The 17,602-nt window shown below is 35.0% G+C and carries 19 protein-coding genes and 1 pseudogene; 10 read left to right on the top strand and 10 right to left on the bottom strand.

Annotated elements, in window-relative coordinates:
• Nucleotides 1–164 precede the first annotated feature (164 nt).
• Nucleotides 165–1,259 (top strand): glycoside hydrolase family 18 protein, encoded by a 1,095-nt coding sequence (locus D0817_RS17175; RefSeq protein WP_127339603.1) that lies wholly within the window; start codon nucleotides 165–167, stop codon nucleotides 1,257–1,259.
• Nucleotides 1,260–1,332: 73 nt separating this feature from the next.
• Here D0817_RS17175 and D0817_RS17170 read toward each other — a convergent pair whose 3' ends face one another.
• The gene (locus D0817_RS17170; RefSeq protein WP_127339602.1) at nucleotides 1,333–1,848 is read right to left on the bottom strand and encodes a DUF4251 domain-containing protein; all 516 of its coding nucleotides are present in this window, start codon (nucleotides 1,846–1,848) and stop codon (nucleotides 1,333–1,335) included.
• Between the two features lie 267 nt (nucleotides 1,849–2,115).
• On the opposite strand from D0817_RS17170, the gene D0817_RS17165 reads away from it, so the two are divergent.
• Nucleotides 2,116–2,643: a superoxide dismutase family protein gene (locus D0817_RS17165; RefSeq protein WP_127339601.1), complete on the top strand. Its 528-nt coding sequence runs from the start codon at nucleotides 2,116–2,118 to the stop codon at nucleotides 2,641–2,643.
• A 104-nt stretch (nucleotides 2,644–2,747) separates the two neighbouring features.
• Nucleotides 2,748–3,950 carry an LETM1-related biofilm-associated protein gene (locus tag D0817_RS17160; protein ID WP_127339600.1) on the top strand — a complete coding sequence of 401 codons (1,203 nt, stop codon included), beginning with the start codon at nucleotides 2,748–2,750 and terminating at the stop codon, nucleotides 3,948–3,950.
• 40 nt (nucleotides 3,951–3,990) lie between these two features.
• Here the strand turns inward: D0817_RS17160 and can are convergent, their stop codons facing one another.
• The 4 genes and pseudogenes from can to D0817_RS17140 form a co-directional block, all read right to left on the bottom strand.
• On the bottom strand, nucleotides 3,991–4,626 hold the full coding sequence (gene can, locus D0817_RS17155; protein WP_127339599.1) for a carbonate dehydratase: 636 nt from the start codon (nucleotides 4,624–4,626) through the stop codon (nucleotides 3,991–3,993).
• Between the two features lie 113 nt (nucleotides 4,627–4,739).
• Nucleotides 4,740–6,395 carry a SulP family inorganic anion transporter gene (locus D0817_RS17150; protein ID WP_127339598.1) on the bottom strand — a complete coding sequence of 552 codons (1,656 nt, stop codon included), beginning with the start codon at nucleotides 6,393–6,395 and terminating at the stop codon, nucleotides 4,740–4,742.
• A gap of 79 nt (nucleotides 6,396–6,474) precedes the next feature.
• The gene (locus D0817_RS17145) at nucleotides 6,475–6,759 is read right to left on the bottom strand and encodes a hypothetical protein (RefSeq protein ID WP_127339597.1); all 285 of its coding nucleotides are present in this window, start codon (nucleotides 6,757–6,759) and stop codon (nucleotides 6,475–6,477) included.
• 132 nt (nucleotides 6,760–6,891) lie between these two features.
• Nucleotides 6,892–7,370, bottom strand: a pseudogene (locus tag D0817_RS17140) (Dps family protein).
• A gap of 107 nt (nucleotides 7,371–7,477) precedes the next feature.
• Here D0817_RS17140 and D0817_RS17135 point away from each other — a divergent pair.
• The gene (locus tag D0817_RS17135) at nucleotides 7,478–8,419 is read left to right on the top strand and encodes a LysR substrate-binding domain-containing protein (protein ID WP_127339596.1); all 942 of its coding nucleotides are present in this window, start codon (nucleotides 7,478–7,480) and stop codon (nucleotides 8,417–8,419) included.
• Between the two features lie 31 nt (nucleotides 8,420–8,450).
• Here the strand turns inward: D0817_RS17135 and D0817_RS17130 are convergent, their stop codons facing one another.
• Nucleotides 8,451–8,648 carry a hypothetical protein gene (locus D0817_RS17130; protein WP_017496117.1) on the bottom strand — a complete coding sequence of 66 codons (198 nt, stop codon included), beginning with the start codon at nucleotides 8,646–8,648 and terminating at the stop codon, nucleotides 8,451–8,453.
• 164 nt (nucleotides 8,649–8,812) lie between these two features.
• Nucleotides 8,813–9,478: a tRNA (5-methylaminomethyl-2-thiouridine)(34)-methyltransferase MnmC2 gene (gene mnmC2, locus D0817_RS17125; protein WP_127339595.1), complete on the bottom strand. Its 666-nt coding sequence runs from the start codon at nucleotides 9,476–9,478 to the stop codon at nucleotides 8,813–8,815.
• 307 nt (nucleotides 9,479–9,785) lie between these two features.
• Here mnmC2 and D0817_RS17120 point away from each other — a divergent pair, with 307 nt between their 5' ends.
• Nucleotides 9,786–10,856 (top strand): branched-chain amino acid aminotransferase, encoded by a 1,071-nt coding sequence (locus D0817_RS17120; protein WP_127339594.1) that lies wholly within the window; start codon nucleotides 9,786–9,788, stop codon nucleotides 10,854–10,856.
• Nucleotides 10,857–11,023: 167 nt separating this feature from the next.
• Here D0817_RS17120 and D0817_RS17115 read toward each other — a convergent pair whose 3' ends face one another.
• Together D0817_RS17115 and D0817_RS17110 are read right to left on the bottom strand one after the other, a co-directional pair.
• The gene (locus D0817_RS17115) at nucleotides 11,024–11,323 is read right to left on the bottom strand and encodes a hypothetical protein (protein WP_127339593.1); all 300 of its coding nucleotides are present in this window, start codon (nucleotides 11,321–11,323) and stop codon (nucleotides 11,024–11,026) included.
• Between the two features lie 175 nt (nucleotides 11,324–11,498).
• Nucleotides 11,499–11,879, bottom strand: coding sequence for a pyrophosphohydrolase domain-containing protein (locus tag D0817_RS17110; protein ID WP_127339592.1), 381 nt, complete (start codon nucleotides 11,877–11,879; stop codon nucleotides 11,499–11,501).
• Between the two features lie 457 nt (nucleotides 11,880–12,336).
• On the opposite strand from D0817_RS17110, the gene D0817_RS17100 reads away from it, so the two are divergent.
• From D0817_RS17100 to D0817_RS17085, 4 genes are all read left to right on the top strand, one after another.
• Nucleotides 12,337–13,515: an SRPBCC family protein gene (locus D0817_RS17100; RefSeq protein ID WP_127339590.1), complete on the top strand. Its 1,179-nt coding sequence runs from the start codon at nucleotides 12,337–12,339 to the stop codon at nucleotides 13,513–13,515.
• 64 nt (nucleotides 13,516–13,579) lie between these two features.
• The gene (locus D0817_RS17095; RefSeq protein ID WP_127339589.1) at nucleotides 13,580–14,122 is read left to right on the top strand and encodes an RNA polymerase sigma factor; all 543 of its coding nucleotides are present in this window, start codon (nucleotides 13,580–13,582) and stop codon (nucleotides 14,120–14,122) included.
• Nucleotides 14,123–14,155: 33 nt separating this feature from the next.
• A complete protein-coding gene (locus D0817_RS17090; RefSeq protein ID WP_127339588.1) occupies nucleotides 14,156–14,569 on the top strand; it encodes a hypothetical protein in 414 nt (137 codons plus the stop codon).
• 17 nt (nucleotides 14,570–14,586) lie between these two features.
• Nucleotides 14,587–15,045, top strand: a complete 459-nt coding sequence (locus D0817_RS17085; RefSeq protein WP_127339587.1) for a sensor of ECF-type sigma factor — start codon at nucleotides 14,587–14,589, stop codon at nucleotides 15,043–15,045.
• 72 nt (nucleotides 15,046–15,117) lie between these two features.
• On the opposite strand, the gene D0817_RS17080 is transcribed toward D0817_RS17085, so the two are convergent.
• Nucleotides 15,118–16,179, bottom strand: coding sequence for a WD40/YVTN/BNR-like repeat-containing protein (locus tag D0817_RS17080; RefSeq protein WP_127339586.1), 1,062 nt, complete (start codon nucleotides 16,177–16,179; stop codon nucleotides 15,118–15,120).
• Between the two features lie 119 nt (nucleotides 16,180–16,298).
• Here D0817_RS17080 and D0817_RS17075 point away from each other — a divergent pair, with 119 nt between their 5' ends.
• Entirely contained in the window at nucleotides 16,299–17,540 is a 1,242-nt protein-coding gene (locus tag D0817_RS17075; protein WP_127339585.1) for a hypothetical protein, read from the top strand.
• The last annotated feature ends 62 nt before the right edge of the window (nucleotides 17,541–17,602 follow it).

Here is a 17,602-nt window from a genome sequence, read left to right as displayed (position 1 = left end):
AGTGCGTCTAAACAATGACGAGACGCACTGCTGTGCGCCTCTACATTATCTTTGAGATCATTTCACAAATCTTTATTAAAATTACATTTCTGTTACATATCTGATAGTGAATTTTCAATTCTAATGTTTTATATTTAGCATTTCAAAAAACTAATAGCTTAAAAATGAAACAGATTAACCTGATTGCCTTATTTTTTCTGTGCTTGTGTGCCACAAATACGTTTGCGCAAAAAAATAAAAAAATGGACATTATTGCCTATTACACCGGTGATGATAAATTGATTAACGAATACGAAGTAAGTAAACTGGACCAGATTATTTTTAGTTTCTGTCATTTAAAAGACGGAAAACTAAGTGTTGATTCTCCTAAAGATTCTACTACCATTAAATATTTAGTTTCTTTAAAAACCAAAAATCCACAGCTTAAAATTGTTTTGTCACTTGGGGGCTGGGGAGGTTGTGAGCCTTGTTCTGCTGCTTTTTCAACAGCTGAAGGCAGATTGAAATTTGCAAAATCGGTAAAAGAAGTAAGTACCTATTTTAAAGTAGACGGTTTAGATTTAGACTGGGAATATCCTGCCATTGAAGGACTTCCGGGACATTTGTTTCAGGCTGCTGACAAACCTAATTTCACCGAATTAATCAAAATCTTACGTTCTACTTTAGGCAAAAAATACGAACTGAGTTTTGCGGCCGGAGGATTTCAAAAATATTTAGACGAATCTATAGACTGGAAAGCTGTCGCTCCGTTAGTAAACCGCATTAACATCATGAGTTACGATTTGGTTAACGGCTATTCTAAAGTTACCGGACATCATACCCCGTTATACAGTACCAATCCGAAAGAAGAATCGACAGACAGAGCCGTAACCTATTTATTAAATCAGGGAGTTCCGGCAGAAAAATTGATTATTGGCGGAGCTTTTTATTCCAGAACATGGAAGAATGTTGAAAACGTAAACAACGGTTTATATCAGCCCGGAGAACATATTGAAGGGGTCAATTTTAAAAACTTCGCCTCAACGTATACAGAAGCCAATGGATGGAAATCTTTTTGGGATGAAAAGGCAAAAGCACCCTATTGGTACAATGCAGCATCCAAAACATTTGCTACATCAGATGACATTCAATCAATAAAAGCAAAAACCGAATATGTGAAAGCGAAAAAACTGGGCGGAATAATGTTTTGGGAACTTACTCTGGACAGTCCTCAAAACGGAATGGTCAATGCCATCTATGAAGTTAAAACTGCAAAATAGATTCATTTAAATAAATAATAAACGGCTGCAATTTTAAAATTACAGCCGTTTTTATTTTCTGTACAAACTATAACTACATTTTCGTTTCCGGTGCCTTAATTTCACCATCGTAAGAAATGGAAGCCCTGTTATTACTGGTAACAGACACATTTGTTCCGCCATCATAAAAAACAGTAAACAAAAGATTATAGACATCATCTTTACCTTTTACAATCATTTTTACGAGGTAGCTTTTTTTCTTCTTTTCTATCGTAATATTCTCCGGCTTTCCTTCAAATTTTATACCTCCGTCAGAAGATCCGTAAGCAACTTTATAAGCACGTCCAAAAAACGGCAGATCACAAACCACATTCTCTTTGGTAACTTTTATAGTGTACGTATTGTAATCGAGAATAATCATTCTGTACCCTAACGGATTGGCCTTCTCAGCATTGAAAACAAAATTCTTTGACGTAATGAGGTTTTCGGTTTCTTTCTGTTTTTGAAGCTCTCTTGCTGCCCTAAGCTCTTTTTTAGATTTTTCCTGCGCGGGAACAGCAAAACTTAAAAAGCAACATAGCACTAATGAAAAAAATGATTTAGCTTTCATAAAACAGATTTATAGGATTACTTAAGAAAACAAGGATAAAAACATTCCTCTTTATCACTTTAAATACTAAACAGCAATGAATTAGAAAATTATATTTCAGCTTTTTTGAATAAAAACCGATACGAATTTAGGCAATATTTTTGGCTTCCTTTCTCAAAAAATACTTAAATATGGCTTCGAGTTTTAGAATTTTTTTAACTTTTGGCTCCAAGTTAATCGGTATTTTTATGTTAAATTTACTTAATCTTTAATTTAAAAGCCTTCCATATGAAAAAAGTAATTCTTTCTTTCGCTATAATTACTGCCTTAATAATTGGCTGTAAGACCAGTACAAAATCAAATGACGCCAAAACCCTGACGGTTAATTTAGAACCTAAAAGCAATAGTACTGTAAGCGGTACTGCTACTTTTACGGAGAAAAACGGCAAAGTAACTTTTGTAGCAAAAGTGGCTGGTCTGGAACCAGGTGTTCACGCCATCCATATTCATGAAAAATCAGACTGTACTGCTGCGGACGGAAGTTCTGCCGGCGGACACTGGAATCCTACTTTTAAAAAACACGGAAAATGGGGTTCAGCCGAATACCATAAAGGTGATATAGGAAACTTTACCGCTGATGCAAAAGGAAACGGAACGATTACTTTAACCACTGACGAATGGTGCGTTGGCTGTGGTGATGCCACAAAAGATGTATTAGGAAAAGGTTTAATCGTACACCAGGGAACAGATGACTTTACGACACAGCCTACGGGAAATGCCGGAGGAAGGGTTGCCTGCGCCGGAATCATCAAATAAAAAAACAATAACCACTATTTTTCACAAAATCTAGTGGTTATTTCATTTAAAACTAATCTTAACACAAGAAAAAGATATAGCTTTGCATCCTCAAACTAAAGTTAATGATTAACGCATCGGCATCAGGCTGGATAGATAAATTTTTTAGCGAACAAAAGTTTTCAGAAGCTATTCCTTTTGAGACTATCGATTCGTTTTATTATAAAGTCAGGGAAACCGGCTTTATCTATGGCCATATCATATCTATAGATTCCCAGATTCCTATTCCGATAAAAGGCTGGTTTAAAACTGAAATTTCGAAAGTAGCCCTTTTAAACACTTTATACAATGTTTTTTGTTTAGAGAAAAGAAACTCTGAGCCCAAAAATTTTATCACTGAAGCCTTAAAATTCTACAAACAAATGAATCCGGAAGGATTTAACCTGTTTAAAATTTTACTTCCAAAAGATACTCCTTCATTTGCTTTAGAAAACATTATCGATGAGAGGGTTCAGACCAATGACAGCATTATAAGTAAAAACTTCTCGCATCTGGTAACCAACGCTTTATTATTTATAGATGTATTGGCTTTCAGGCAATATTTAGCGCATGGGGAAATTCCCGAAAAATATTTGAAGCGAATTGAAGAAACGGTTCTTGGCATTGTTGCCTTGGCCTTAAAAACAAAACCCGTTAAATCGCAACATGACGATTTACTGATTAAACTTTTCGAAGCTTCCATACGCTATTCAAAATTCTCAAAAGTTACAGTAGATACTTTAGAGACCCTGCAACTCGGGTATTTCAGTAATAAACTCGAACAGTATTATTTAATAGACATGGCCGGAATGGCGCTGTGGAGCGATGGTGTCGTAGAAAACGAAGAAGCCTATTTCCTGTATTCCTTGGGTTCCATGATGGGTGTTTCTGACGATTTTGTTACCCAAAGTATTGACACTACCCATACTTTTATTACCACGCATAAAAAGAAAATTCCTTATTTTAATTACTCTAATCCGGTCAAACACTTTTATGATCAGATGACGCATACCGTTGTAAAACTGATTGTAAGGAATAAAAACCGATTGGTTAAGGAAATTGTTCAAAGCAAAGAACTAATGGTTCTGCTGGCGTATTCGACAACCAGGGACCTGGATGCCAAAGAAAAGAAAAAGGTAAAAAAACAATTGCTGGATATCTGCAAAACGATTCCGTCATTAACGATATTTCTGCTTCCGGGCGGCAGTTTGTTACTTCCGATTTTAATCAAGTTCATTCCAACTTTATTACCGTCTGCTTTTAATGAAAATCTGGACGAAAACGAATAAAAAAAATCGCCCCTTTGAGGCGATTTTTTTTATTTATATTTTAAAGATCCAATTGGTAAACTGCATCAAGTTCTTCATTCGAACTTATATTTACATCCAAATCGGTTACAAAACCTGAATTTAAACCGTAAACCCATCCGTGAAGCATTAGTTCCTGACCATTTTTCCACGCTCCCTGTACAATCGAGGTTTTTGCCAAGTTGTAAACCTGTTCTTTAGCATTAATTTCAACAAAAGCATTAAAACGCTCTGTCTCGTCTTCAATTGAATTTAGGTATTTGTCGTGCAAACGGTATTCATCCTTAATATGACGAATCCAGTTATCAATAATTCCAACAGACTGGTTACCCATTGCCGCTTTTACACCACCACACCCGTAATGTCCGCAAACAATAACATGTTTTACTTTTAGTACGTTTACCGCATAATCTAAAACACTCAGCATATTCATATCAGAGTGCACTACCATGTTAGCGATGTTTCTGTGTACAAAAACTTCACCTGGTTTAGCACCAATAATTTCATTTGCAGGAACACGGCTGTCCGAACATCCGATCCATAACAATGGCGGAGTTTGGCCTTTGGCTAAATCTGCAAAATAATTAGGATCTAAAGCCAATGATTTTTCAACCCACTCTTTATTATTTTCTAATAATTTGTTATAAAACTCTCTCATTATTTTTTTATTTTTTTGAACGGTATTTCTAAATGATTAACATTTCAAAATAACTTTACTGTAAAGTTACCCTATTATTGCTACATACTCCCTTTAGAAATACCTTTATATGTTTAATTTTTAAAATCTTCTTTTATCACTTCTTTTTTAACCAATGCTCTCTTGGCAACATCATAATAATGTTCGATCGACACGTGGTTATTAATATCCGGTGAATTTTCCAACTGATAGGCTTTCTTGAAGCCTTTTAGTTTTACTTTGATATTTTCATCCACAGCGCGGGTTTCCTTAAACTCACGAATCAAATCCAGAACATCATGTGCAATATACTCCGTATCGTGTGCATTAATGATTACTTTAGAATTTTCCGGAATTTCACTCAATGTCAACTTAATAGCCGCTTTATTCAAAAATGAAACTTCTTGTGCTAAGTCGATATGAATAACATCTCCGTCTTCGTATTCTTCTTTTTTGAAACTGTACGCTCTTTTAAGGTTACCTCTCAATACGAAAATAATACTGATGATGATTCCCAAAGCAACACCTTTCAATAAATCTGTAGCGACTACAAAAACTAAAGTGGCAATAAATGGAACAAACTGATATTTTCCTTTTTCCCAGAAATGCAGGAACGTTGCCGGTTTTGCTAATTTATACCCAACCAAAATCAACACAGTGGCTAAAGTTGCCAGTGGAATTTTATTCAAAATTGTCGGTATAGACAAAACGCTGATTAGTAAAAGCACCCCGTGGATGATGGCCGACATCTTAGATTTTGCTCCTGCATTGTTATTTGCAGAAGATCGAACCACCACTGAAGTCATTGGCAGACCACCTAAAAGTGAACTTAAAATATTACCAATTCCCTGAGCTCTAAGTTCCACATTGGTATTGGTGTAACGTTTCTGAACATCCATTCTGTCAGCAGCTTCAATACATAATAGGGTTTCGATAGAAGCCACAATAGCAATAGTAACAGCGACAATCCACACCTGCGGATTCGTTACCGCAGCAAAGTTGGGCATAATCAAAATAGATTTAAATTCATCAAAAGATTTTGGAACCGGCAAAGAAACCAAATGTTCTTTGGCAATTGCCAGCGAGCTTCCTGAAGAAACAAAAATCTCGTTAAGAACTACTCCGGCAATAACAGCGATAAGTGCGCCCGGAACTAATTTTAAGTTTTTCAGGAACGAAATCTTATCCCATGAAATTAGTATGACCAAAGAAACCAGGGAGATCACCACTGCGCCTAACTGAATGTGGTTTAACAGATCAAACAGAAACGAAAAAGTATTACTTCCGTCGTTTTGAATAAAAGCCTGATCCCCTTCAAAATCGGCATCGTAACCAAAAGCGTGTGGCAATTGTTTTAAGATGATAATGATTCCGATACCTGCCAGCATCCCTTCGATAACATTGGTTGGAAAATAATTTGAAATACTTCCGGCTTTTAAAAATCCTAATGCTAACTGAATTAATCCAGCAATAAAAACAGACAGTAAAAACACATCGAAAGCGCCAAAATCAGTAATAGCGGTTAAAATAATAGCTGTCAGACCAGCTGCCGGTCCTGATACACTAATGTGGGACTGGCTTAAATAGCCTACTACTATACCACCAATGACACCTGCGATAATTCCGGAAAATAACGGAGCTCCTGAAGCCATTGCAATACCTAAACACAATGGAAGAGCAACCAGGAAAACCACTAAACCTGAAGCAAAATCAGATTTAAGGTTGGCAAAAAGATTAATTTTTTTTGTCATAATACAATACTAAAAATGGATACATTAAAGATCTGCTGCATTTACGATAAATACAGTTGGTTTAAAATAATCGGAAGTATTATGCCAAGTTGGGAGGAGGAGCAAAAATGCTTGGGGAGATATTATCTAATTTTACAATATTGCCAGATAATATGATTTTAGACTCGTTAAAAACCGGCGTAACCAGTTCATGCTGAAATATAGCTGCATAAACTGCTGCTTTGAGTTCTTTATGCGCTTGCTCTTCTTCAGAAAAACTGAAGGCTATAGCTGTATTACTGCTTTTTTTTATTACCGTAACAATAGTTGGGGTTGACAAAAAAGCAATAAATATGAATAGTAATATGCGAGCGATTAATTTCATTGAGGCAAAAATAGCGTTAAACGAATAAAATCAAAGCCTGAAGGCAAAAAATTTATACAAATTTAACATTCATAAAAAATCAGAATGACAAAATTTCATCATTCTGATTTCAACTTATTTATAATGAGAATTTTACAACGTCTCTTCTAACCAGGCATTCATCATCCAGATGGTCTTTTCCTGCTCCGCAATGAAATCACTCATCATAGAATTTGTTCCCTCATCATTAATTTCACCTGATTTGTTCAGGATTTCTCTCTCGATTTTTAGTAAGTCAGATAAAGAATGTACGATTAACTGCACCGCTTTTTCATCATTGGAGATATTTTTTCCTATTGCCAATTTGTTATTTTTGATATAATCTTCAAAAGTATGAAGCGGGGTTCCGCCAATAGTTAAAACTCTTTCGGCTATCATATCAATTTTTAACTGCGCGTCTGTGTACAATTCTTCGAATTTCACATGAAGATCAAAGAAACGTTTCCCTCTGATGTTCCAGTGAATTCCTCTTAAGTTTGATAATAGACCTGAAAATTGGACAATAATATATTTAATTCTTTTACTATTGCTTCTGACTCTTTTACCGGTAATCCTAAAATATTTGTTTTCATAATCTTGTTTTTTACAATAATTTACTACAAACCTATAGTAAGTTCCTTAAATTTTATATCAATAAAAATTATATTTTCTTATTTTTGCATCAAAAAATACTATCAACATGACGATAACTCAATTACAATATGTGTTAGCTGTTGCCGAACATAAAAATTTCACCCTTGCCGCAGAAAAATGTTTTGTAACCCAGCCTACATTAAGTATGCAAATTCAGAAAATTGAAGAAGAACTTAAAATCCTGATTTTTGACAGGACTAAAAAACCGATACAGCTTACCGATATTGGACAAAAGATTGTCAATCAGGCCAAAAATATTGTAAACGAAGCCGACAGGATTAAAGATATTGTAGAACAGCAAAAGGGTTTTATTGGCGGGGAATTTCGTCTGGGAATTATTCCCACCATCATGCCGACACTTTTACCCATGTTTTTAAATAATTTCATTAAGAAATATCCAAAAGTAAAACTACTGATTGAAGAGTTAAACACAGATGAAATCATTACAAAATTAAAAAATGGCCATTTGGATGCTGCAATCGCCGCAACTCCGCTGGAAGACGAAAAGATCAAAGAGATCGTTTTGTATTTCGAGCCGTTCGTGGCTTACATACCGGAGCATCACGCCATTTTTGAAAAAACAGAAATTGAAGTTTCCGATTTAAACCTGAATGAAATACTTCTTTTACAGGACGGACACTGTTTTAGGGACGGAATTTTGAATTTATGCAAAAATGGTTCTGACAGCGACCAGAATAATTTTCAGATTCAAAGCGGAAGTTTTGAAACCCTTATAAAATTAGCAGACGAAGGCCTTGGTACAACGTTACTTCCGTACTTGCACACCTTAGACTTAAAAGATTCCGATAAACTGAAACTGCGTAACTTCAAGGAACCAAAACCGGCCCGCGAGGTAAGTTTAATTTACCCGAAAAGCGAATTAAAAATGCAAATCATTGACGCGTTAAGATCCACAATCGCCGGAGTTGTAAAAGGAGCCATTGTTTTTCAGAATGTTCAAATCATTAGTCCGCTACAAAAGAAATAAAAATAAAAAAGGAGCCAATTGGCTCCTTTTTTTATACTTTGATGAGTAGTAAACTTTGTTTTAATTCTGGCTTTTCAATAATGAAATTTAATAACCATTCCTGTAATTGTTCCATTTCGTAAGGTAACAGTGTTTTGATAGCTTTTTCTAACTCTTTGCAGAAAAGTATCGGATCGAAACTCACTCTTTCAAGTATTGATTTCGTGTAATCAAACATCATTTTTGACATAATAAAATAAGATTGTTGGGGTTATCTCTATTTTTAAACTTGAGCAAATTTAAACAAATATGATATATAAACACTGATTTTAACTTATTATTTTAAAAACTTTAGTAACGAATACGTTTTCTTAATATGTATAAATCAATTTAGAATGATTATAAACAACTCGCTCAGACCTTTTTAAAGGCACGGAACATTTCTCTTTTCCCCGGGGGACCAGCTAATTTTTCTACCGTAAATCCAACAGCAATCATACTTCTTTTAACAACTCCTCTTGCAGCGTAAGTAACCAAAACACCATCAGGCTTTAAACTATCGTACATTTTCTGAAAAATTTCGGTGCTCCACAGTTCAGGCTGTACCCTGTATCCGAAGGCGTCAAAGTAAATCAAATCAAAAATTTCAAAATCGTTTATTTCATCAAAAAATTGTTTCCTTTTGGTTAACGAAAAATCCGAACTGATGCTGATCTCCTTATTCCATTCACTTTCATGCATTTTTGCAAAGACATCTATAAAAGCATCGGCCTGTAATTCAGAGACATAATTCATTTCCAGAACCTCACTTGCATCCACCGGATAGGCTTCTACTCCAACATAATTTATTTTTTGCTGTTTTTGAATGCCTTCCAGAAAAGTAATAAAAGCGTTCAGTCCGGTACCAAAACCTATTTCCATAATAGTAACCGGATTATGCTCAAATAAGGAAAGTCCGTTTTTAATAAATACATGTTTTGCTTCCTGAATGGCCCCGTGCTTAGAGTGGTAACATTCATCCCATTCCTTCAAATGAATTGTGGTTGAGCCGTCTAGCGTTTTAATTATTTCTCTTTTCACCTTTTTAAGAATTTACGATGCGATTTTGCTGGTTTTCAAGTTGATTTAGGAGTCAAATTTAGTCAAAACAAATGCGTAAAGCCTTAAAAATCGATGGTTTTTTCATAAATTCTTTATAAAACTATGCCAATTATTTGAGTTTGTTATAAGATAAATAAATCTCAGTCAAACGAGGTAATTAATGCAGTTTTAGTAAGTAAATTATATATTTTTACTTAATTTTGCATTTGTTAAAAACTATTTTACACCAGATCATTACTTTAGTTTTTCTATCGAAATGAAAATTCTATAAAACCTTTACATTATTATGAGTACAACTCAAACAAGCAAAATTGAAATCAGAAAAGCTACTTCGTCAAAAATAAGCGCAGTTGACTTTGAAAACCTAAGCTTTGGCTCTGTTTTTACAGACCATTTATTTGAATGTGATTTTAAAAATGGCCAGTGGCAGACTCCTGTCATTAAGCCTTATGCTCCAATTTTGATGGATCCTTCTTCAAAAGTCTTCCATTACGGACAGGCGATTTTCGAAGGTATGAAAGCTTATAAAGATGAAAACAATGATGTCTGGTTGTTCAGACCTGACGAAAACTTCAAGCGTTTCAACAATTCTGCTGTACGTATGGCTATGCCTGAAGTGCCGGAAGATGTTTTTATGGAAGGTTTGAATGAATTGCTGAAATTAGACCAGGAATGGATTAAGAGAGGAAACGGAAGCAGTATGTACATTCGTCCTTTTATGATTGCAACCGGTGCCGGTGTGGTAGCAAACCCTTCTGATGAATATAAATTTATGATTTTACTTTCTCCTGCACAATCGTATTATGCCGGTGAAGTAAAAGTTATTATAGCGGAACATTACAGCAGAGCTGCCAATGGCGGAATCGGGGCTGCAAAAGCTGCCGGAAACTATGCTGCTCAGTTTTACCCAACCAATCTTGCCAACAAAGACGGATTTCAACAAGTAATCTGGACCGATGATGCCACGCACACAAAACTGGAAGAAGCAGGAACAATGAACGTTTTCTTCAGAATAAACGATACTTTACTGACTGCTCCGACCAGCGAAAGAATTTTGGACGGTATCACCAGAAAAAGTTTAATCGCTATGGCTGAAAAAGAAGGATTGAATGTAGACGTTCGTCCTGTGATTGTTTCAGAACTGGTAGAAGCTGCGAAAAACGGATCACTGAAAGAAATTTTCGGAGCCGGAACCGCTGCTGTTATCAGTGTTATTAAAGGATTCTCTTATCAGGATGTATACTACGAAATGACACCAATTGAAAACTCTTATGCTTCCCTTTTAAAAGAAAAGCTAACAAGTCTTCAAAACAAGCTTTCCGAAGATACTTTTGGATGGACGGTAAAAGTGCAATAAGCAAATAACCACTTAAATATAAAAAACCCGACAAATTTTAAAATCTGTCGGGTTTTGTTATAATTATAGTAGTAATTAAATAATTTATAATTCAGCCTTTATAGCCCTTTCCTATTTTAAGAAAAAATAATTATTTATCAAAAAAACGCCTTCACTTTCTATAAATACTATAACTCTTTCTCTATTACTGAGACATAATTAGGTGCAACCTGAATCACTTTTTCAGCTAATTCCAGTGTATCATCCTTCCACCAATATTCATGATACTTTTCAGGATTTTTAAATTCATAGATCGCTATTAATCCTAAAAGTGCACATGGGCTATCTGCTAAGAAATCCCAACCATCTTTTTCTGCCCAATACAAATCCCCCATAACATCTTTCTCTATCCATATTCGATAGCCTTTTTTTACTAAAATGTTAAAAGCAGTATTATGTACATTTGAATATTCTGACAAGACAGGCATAACTGTTTTTTTTTATAAATAATATTAAATTCGATAAAATTCTTAATTTACATTTTGCAAAAAAAATAAGACTATTCATTCAAATATAAATAAAAAATTTACAAATACAGTATTACTAAGAAATAACTACGATTAAGTTAAAATCACTAATAAATTTTAAACTACTAAGGATTTTTTATAACAGTTTCGAAAAATCCGGTTTAAAATAATTCGGGCCTTTCATAACTTTTCCATCTTCCCTGTAAATAGGTTTTCCATCTTCGCCAAGCTTGCTCATATTACTGCGCTGAATCTCATCAAAAACAGCTTCGATTTTATCCTGCAAACCGTGCTCGATAATAGTGCCGCACAGAATATACATCATATCTCCCAGTGCATCAGCGATTTCAACTAAATCATTTTTCTGAACCGCATCAAGATATTCCTCATTTTCTTCTTTCATCAGATTATAGCGAAGGTATTTTTTGGTCTCGCCTAAATCTGCAATCGGTGTTTCGCTGTGCCCTATCTTAAAAGCAGTGTGGAATTCCTTAACTGCATCTATTTGCTTTTTCATGATTTTATTTAATTAATTGAACTACCAAATTAGTAACTATTCCTATACAATTCTCTAAATTTGTCAAAAATAATTTCAACTATGTTTAGTCAAGGACAATTAATATTCGCGCTCTGTTTTTTTATTGCATTTGTAATCGTAATGGTATTTGCTTATCGAAAAGATCTGGCATTACACAGAATTTTCTATAAAGGAAATTACAAAGTACTGATTGGTTTCCTTCTTTTTATTGCCATATTATTTGTCATCAAAATATTTTTAAAAAGGTAATTATCAATTTTTTCCTTATATTTAGAAATCAAAAATAAACCCCGGAGATTTTCGCTTATTATTTTCAAATTGTTGTATTTAAACCTGATTTGATCCGAATAGAAGCAAAAAGTGTTATTTAAATTTTATGCGGCCCGCAGGACTAGTAATAAAATTTATAACTTTACGACACCAAACAACCTACCCAATGAAGATTTTAAAATATCTGTTTCTTTTAGCGTTACTAAGCCTAGTTGCCCTTACAGTTTTTGTAGCTACTCAAAAAGGAGATTTTTCAATAGAAAGAAGTAAAGTAATCAATTCACCCCGAAATACGGTCTATAATTATGTAAATGATTTTAGAAATTTCCAGGATTTTGAATCATGGTCCGTGGAAGATCCAACGATAAAAATGTCATTTCCTGCAAATACCATCGGAAACGGAGCCTCGTTTTCCTGGGAAGGCACTGAAGGAACAGGGAGTTCGGTTACCCTAAAAACAAAAGAAGGAGAAAAAATTCATCAAAAAATGACTTTTAACGGAACCGAAGCAGATGTCAACTGGACTTTCAAAGACACGCTGGCCGGTAAAACAAAAGTGACCTGGAAAGCCAAAGGAACCATGAGCTTTATGTTTAAAATTTATACCGCACTAAATGGCGGGTCTGATAATGTGATCGGAACTGTTTATGAAAAAAGTCTTGTAAATATTGATAAAAACCTGAATTACGAAACTAAAACTTATGCAATTAAAGTCAATGGTGTTGTAAAGAAAACAGAGACACCGTATATTAAACAGACTTTTACGAGTGAAATTGAAAAAGTAAACAAAAACGCCAGAGTTGTAATTCCGAAACTGCTGCACTTTAGTGAGACAAATGGGCTAAGCACGAACGGAAAGCCATTTATCATTTACCACACTTACAATACAGCAACCGGCTTGGCTAAAATCTCGATTTGCCTGCCGATAAATAAAGATATTTCAATAAGCGCCGGAAGTGATATTTTATCCGGAAAACTAAATGGTTTTGAAGCGGTAAAAACAACCTTAACCGGTGATTATTCACATACAAATGAAGCAATTGCAAAAACAAGGGCTTTTATAAACAACGAAAAAATCGTTCCGGATTTAAGCTGGTCTCATCTTGAGATCTTAACCGTTAGCAAACTGGATACAAAAAGTCAGTCTAAGTTACTGACTGAAATCTATTTTCCGGTACAACCTAAGGTAGTTCCGGCTGCGACTGTCCCGGTTTCCACACCGCAAACAGAAGGAGCCACAACTACTCCTGCTACTGTAAAACCGAATACGACTGTAAAACCTAAAAAACCTGCTTCTCCGCCGCCAACAACACCTCCGGCTGAACAGGAAGAATCAGAATTCTAAAAAAGGATAAAATCCGATTAAACCTTTTGTTTTAAATTCATTCTAACCAGATAAATCAACAAGTTTGACAAACGAGAAGGAATTTATAGCACAATTATTAAATCCACAAACGCAGAACACAGCGTTTCAAAAACTCTTGTCCGATTATCAAAGGCCGTTGTATGCTCATATTCGAAACATTGTTCTGAATCATGATGATGCCGACGATGTGCTGCAGAATACTTTTGTAAAAATTTTTCAATATTTAAAGAATTTCAAGGGAGAAAGCAAGCTTTTTTCCTGGATGTATCGTATTGCAACCAATGAAGCTTTGACTTTCCTGAACCAGAAAGCAAAACTAAGCGGTCTAACCTCTGAGGCTTTGCAAAATAAAACGATCGAAAATTTAAGAGCCGATGTTTATTTTGACGGAGATGAAATACAATTGAAACTCCAGAAAGCGATAGTAACATTGCCCGAAAAACAGCAACTGGTCTTTAAGATGAAATATTTTGAGGAATTAAAATATGAAGAAATCGCAGAAATCCTGGGAACTTCCGTCGGTGCACTGAAAGCATCTTACCATCATGCCGTAAAAAAAATTGAATTATATGTTACGTCAAATTAAACCTTTTGTTATAAAACATATCTTATAGACATTATGAAAGCATTTAAATTAGAAAACGAACCGAAGATAACGACAGGATTCAAAACGCCTGAAAATTATTTTAATACTCTTTCGGAGAAAGTTTTACAGCAAATTAATGAAAGAGAAGTAAAAGTGATCCCTTTTTACAAACGCAAAAAGGTCCTTACCATGCTTGCTGCGGCCGTGATTGTTATTGCCCTGATGATTCCGATCGTAAACAACTATAACAACACCTCAAAAGAACTGGACGAAAACACCTTAGAAACATATTTAGCGTATCAGTCTAATCTGAATCAGTATGATTTAATCAACCAGCTTGACACCAAAGATATTGAGTCGCTTAATAAAAATGTGGCACTTGAACAGGAAACACTGGAAGACATTTTATCTTCCAATCCAAATATTGAAAATCTAATTTCAGAATAAAACAAAAACTTAAAAATATGAAAATCAAAAATATATTTCCGCTACTTCTGTTTTTAGTTAGTTTTTCCTTTTATGCACAAAGTGATAAAACAGATGAGAAACGCGAAAAAATCAAAGCTTACAAAGTCTCTTTTTTAACAACAGAACTTGAACTCACGTCTACAGAAGCGGAGAGATTCTGGCCTATTTATAATGCGTTTGACGACAAGCAATTTGAATTGCGCCACGACAAGATGAAAACGTATTTACGCAAACTGGATGATGACAATATCAATTCACTTTCAGAAAAAGAAGCGGCAGCATTACTTTCACAGATTGAAAGCACAGATAAAGAATTATATCTTTTACGTGAAAAATACATGACGAATCTTAAGAAAGTACTTTCAGCAAAAAAAATACTGAAGCTTAAAAAATCAGAAGATGATTTTAACCGAAAATTACTAAAACAATATCGGGATAAAGCGGCTAAAAACTAATAGCACAAGAAACAACAGCGATAAGGACCCTATATAATAATACTTACTTTATTATTTAGGGTTCTTATTATTTTAATTGAAATGCAATCTGGCTAACTTATTATAACCTGCTGCAATTGCCGTATTTTTATTGATAAAACGAATGGTAAAGAATTTACTGTCATTTGACAATTCTTTCCAGGAAACACCTCCATCTGCAGAATACTGAATACCTCCTGCACCAACACAAACCAGTTCTTTAGCATTTCCTCCTGGCACATATTGTATACAGGAAGCATAGCCAAAACCCTGATCCTGGCCTATTAGCTCCCAGGTTTTTCCGCCATCTTTAGTAAATGCCTTATTATCTTTCTTATGCTCGGGAAGTTCATAGTCTCCACCGGCAATAAACCCATGTTTGGAATCGTAAAAATCAGCTGTAAAAATACCCGTCATGGTTTTCCCCTGAACTATAGGCGTATCCATAACTTTCCATGTTTTTGCTTTATCCGGAGAATAAAAAACGCGTGCCTTTTTTCCTCCCGAAACCAGCCAGGTATCGTTTCCTTTAATGACTATATTTGAATTACTGGCTGCAAAAGCGGCTTCGCCTTTGGCATTTGTAGGCAATTTATCGGATAATAATTTTGTCCAGGTTTCCCCTCCGTCGCGGGTAACAATAATCGAAAAAGTATCTTCTGTAGGATCTCCGATTGCAATACCTTCTTTATCGTTCCAGAATTGCATGCTGTCGTAAAATACTTTCGAATTGACTTCTTTGTAAACTAATTTTACTTTTTGGGTCTTTTTCGACACCTGATACAATAAGGCAGGATTGGCAACACTTAATAAAAAAATATTTTTGGAAGTCTGGGCAATACTTCTGAATTCCAATTTTAAAGTATCACGATAAATATGATCTTCAAATTTTTCTTTTGTCCCTAAATCATACCATCCAAAACGGGAATTATCCCCTCCGTACCATACCTTATCTTTGTCTATTGAAATGGCTCTGATACTAATTTTATCCTGAAATAAAGTTTCTATTTGTACTGAGGTGAAGTCAGTGTTTACGACATCTTTTTCATTATTATTCAATGTTTTAAAAGACATAAATAAAACAAAAGCACCCAAAAATAAAATTACTTTTTTCATATTAATCACTTTTTTTTCTTGCTAAAATACAATTAATTATAACATATAAAATATGTTTTGTTTTTTTTTCTGGCACAGTAATTGGATACCTCCCCATATTAATCTTAATATGATTTGTCATGAAATCGAAACTACTTTTTATAGCATTACTAGCCATAGGTTTTACTACAGTTGAGGCGCAAAGCCAAACTACTGTTTATGCAAAAAATTCAGACATAAGCGACAATTTAGACCTAAGGGCTGTTGCCTCAATATTTGGAGAATCGGCCAATCTTCAGGATTTCGAAAGACGCCTGAATGACCCTAAATATCAAATCTCTAACCTTGACTTAAATGATGATGAAGAAGTGGACTACCTGCGCGTAATCGAATCTGTAGAAGACAGGACCCACGTTGTTATCATACAAGCCGTACTGGATCGTGATGTTTATCAGGATATCGCTACTATTGATATCGAAAGAGACAACTCCAATAAAGTAGTTGTTCAGGTGGTAGGAAACTCTTATTTGTATGGGGATAATTACATTTATGAGCCCGTTTACAATGTAGCTCCGGTAATTTACACGTCATTTTGGATCACTAATTACAGACCTTATTATTCTACATGGGGCTGGAACTACTATCCGACTTATTATACCGCGTGGAGACCTTACCCTATTTACAGATACAGAAGAAATATCAATGTTTGTATCAACGTAAACAACCATTACAATTATGTAAATACAAGAAGAAGTTACAGGGCTCCGGCGTTGTATCAGACAAGACGTTCTTACGGATATGAAACAAGACGTCCCAATTATAGTTTTTCTCAAAGACATGCCAATACCAACAACAGGTACGAATTAGATCAGAGACGTGTGGCAACCAGAGAATCCAGCAGAAACCAGAATGTTAACAATACCAACAGATACAACTCCGGAAGAACAACTGGTACCGATAACAGAAACACTGATAACAGAAACACTGACAATAGAAACGTCTCAGCGACCAGACCAAATTCAGACAGAAATTATAATACCAATCGTGCAACACCAACCGGAAGAGATAATGCAGCAAATGTAAATACACCTTCAAGAGTTGAAAACACACAAAGGAATGAAGTGAGAAGAAATCCGAATGAAAACAATTCGAGAGTGTATTCTGAAAACAGGGGAAATGCTAACAGACCTGCCCCGGTGCAACGAACGGAAGCTCCAAGAACCAGTTCAGAAAACAGAGGAGGTTACGAAAACAGAGCAAACAGCTCACGAGCACAGGCACCTCAAAGAGCTGAATCTCCACGAGTAAACCAGGAATCAAGAGGCAGCCAGCCACAAAGAGAAAACGGTTCAGGGTCAAGAGGCGGAAACAGAAGAGGTTAATTCTGTTCCTTAAATATCTAATAAAAATCAAAGCACAATTTTACGATTGTGCTTTTTTTTAT

The sequence above is a fragment of the Flavobacterium cupreum genome, assembly GCF_003996965.1.
Classification (GTDB): domain Bacteria; phylum Bacteroidota; class Bacteroidia; order Flavobacteriales; family Flavobacteriaceae; genus Flavobacterium; species Flavobacterium cupreum.
This window is presented reverse-complemented; position numbering and strand designations above follow the sequence as displayed.

Coding starts and splice junctions, on each gene's coding strand:
- D0817_RS17175 (WP_127339603.1), top strand. CDS start 165: ATGAAACAGATTAACCTGATTGCCTTATTTTTTCTGTGCTTGTGTGCC.
- D0817_RS17170 (WP_127339602.1), bottom strand. CDS start 1,848: ATGAAAGCTAAATCATTTTTTTCATTAGTGCTATGTTGCTTTTTAAGT.
- D0817_RS17165 (WP_127339601.1), top strand. CDS start 2,116: ATGAAAAAAGTAATTCTTTCTTTCGCTATAATTACTGCCTTAATAATT.
- D0817_RS17160 (WP_127339600.1), top strand. CDS start 2,748: ATGATTAACGCATCGGCATCAGGCTGGATAGATAAATTTTTTAGCGAA.
- can (WP_127339599.1), bottom strand. CDS start 4,626: ATGAGAGAGTTTTATAACAAATTATTAGAAAATAATAAAGAGTGGGTT.
- D0817_RS17150 (WP_127339598.1), bottom strand. CDS start 6,395: ATGACAAAAAAAATTAATCTTTTTGCCAACCTTAAATCTGATTTTGCT.
- D0817_RS17145 (WP_127339597.1), bottom strand. CDS start 6,759: ATGAAATTAATCGCTCGCATATTACTATTCATATTTATTGCTTTTTTG.
- D0817_RS17135 (WP_127339596.1), top strand. CDS start 7,478: ATGACGATAACTCAATTACAATATGTGTTAGCTGTTGCCGAACATAAA.
- D0817_RS17130 (WP_017496117.1), bottom strand. CDS start 8,648: ATGTCAAAAATGATGTTTGATTACACGAAATCAATACTTGAAAGAGTG.
- D0817_RS17120 (WP_127339594.1), top strand. CDS start 9,786: ATGAGTACAACTCAAACAAGCAAAATTGAAATCAGAAAAGCTACTTCG.
- D0817_RS17115 (WP_127339593.1), bottom strand. CDS start 11,323: ATGCCTGTCTTGTCAGAATATTCAAATGTACATAATACTGCTTTTAAC.
- D0817_RS17110 (WP_127339592.1), bottom strand. CDS start 11,879: ATGAAAAAGCAAATAGATGCAGTTAAGGAATTCCACACTGCTTTTAAG.
- D0817_RS17100 (WP_127339590.1), top strand. CDS start 12,337: ATGAAGATTTTAAAATATCTGTTTCTTTTAGCGTTACTAAGCCTAGTT.
- D0817_RS17090 (WP_127339588.1), top strand. CDS start 14,156: ATGAAAGCATTTAAATTAGAAAACGAACCGAAGATAACGACAGGATTC.
- D0817_RS17085 (WP_127339587.1), top strand. CDS start 14,587: ATGAAAATCAAAAATATATTTCCGCTACTTCTGTTTTTAGTTAGTTTT.
- D0817_RS17080 (WP_127339586.1), bottom strand. CDS start 16,179: ATGAAAAAAGTAATTTTATTTTTGGGTGCTTTTGTTTTATTTATGTCT.
- D0817_RS17075 (WP_127339585.1), top strand. CDS start 16,299: ATGAAATCGAAACTACTTTTTATAGCATTACTAGCCATAGGTTTTACT.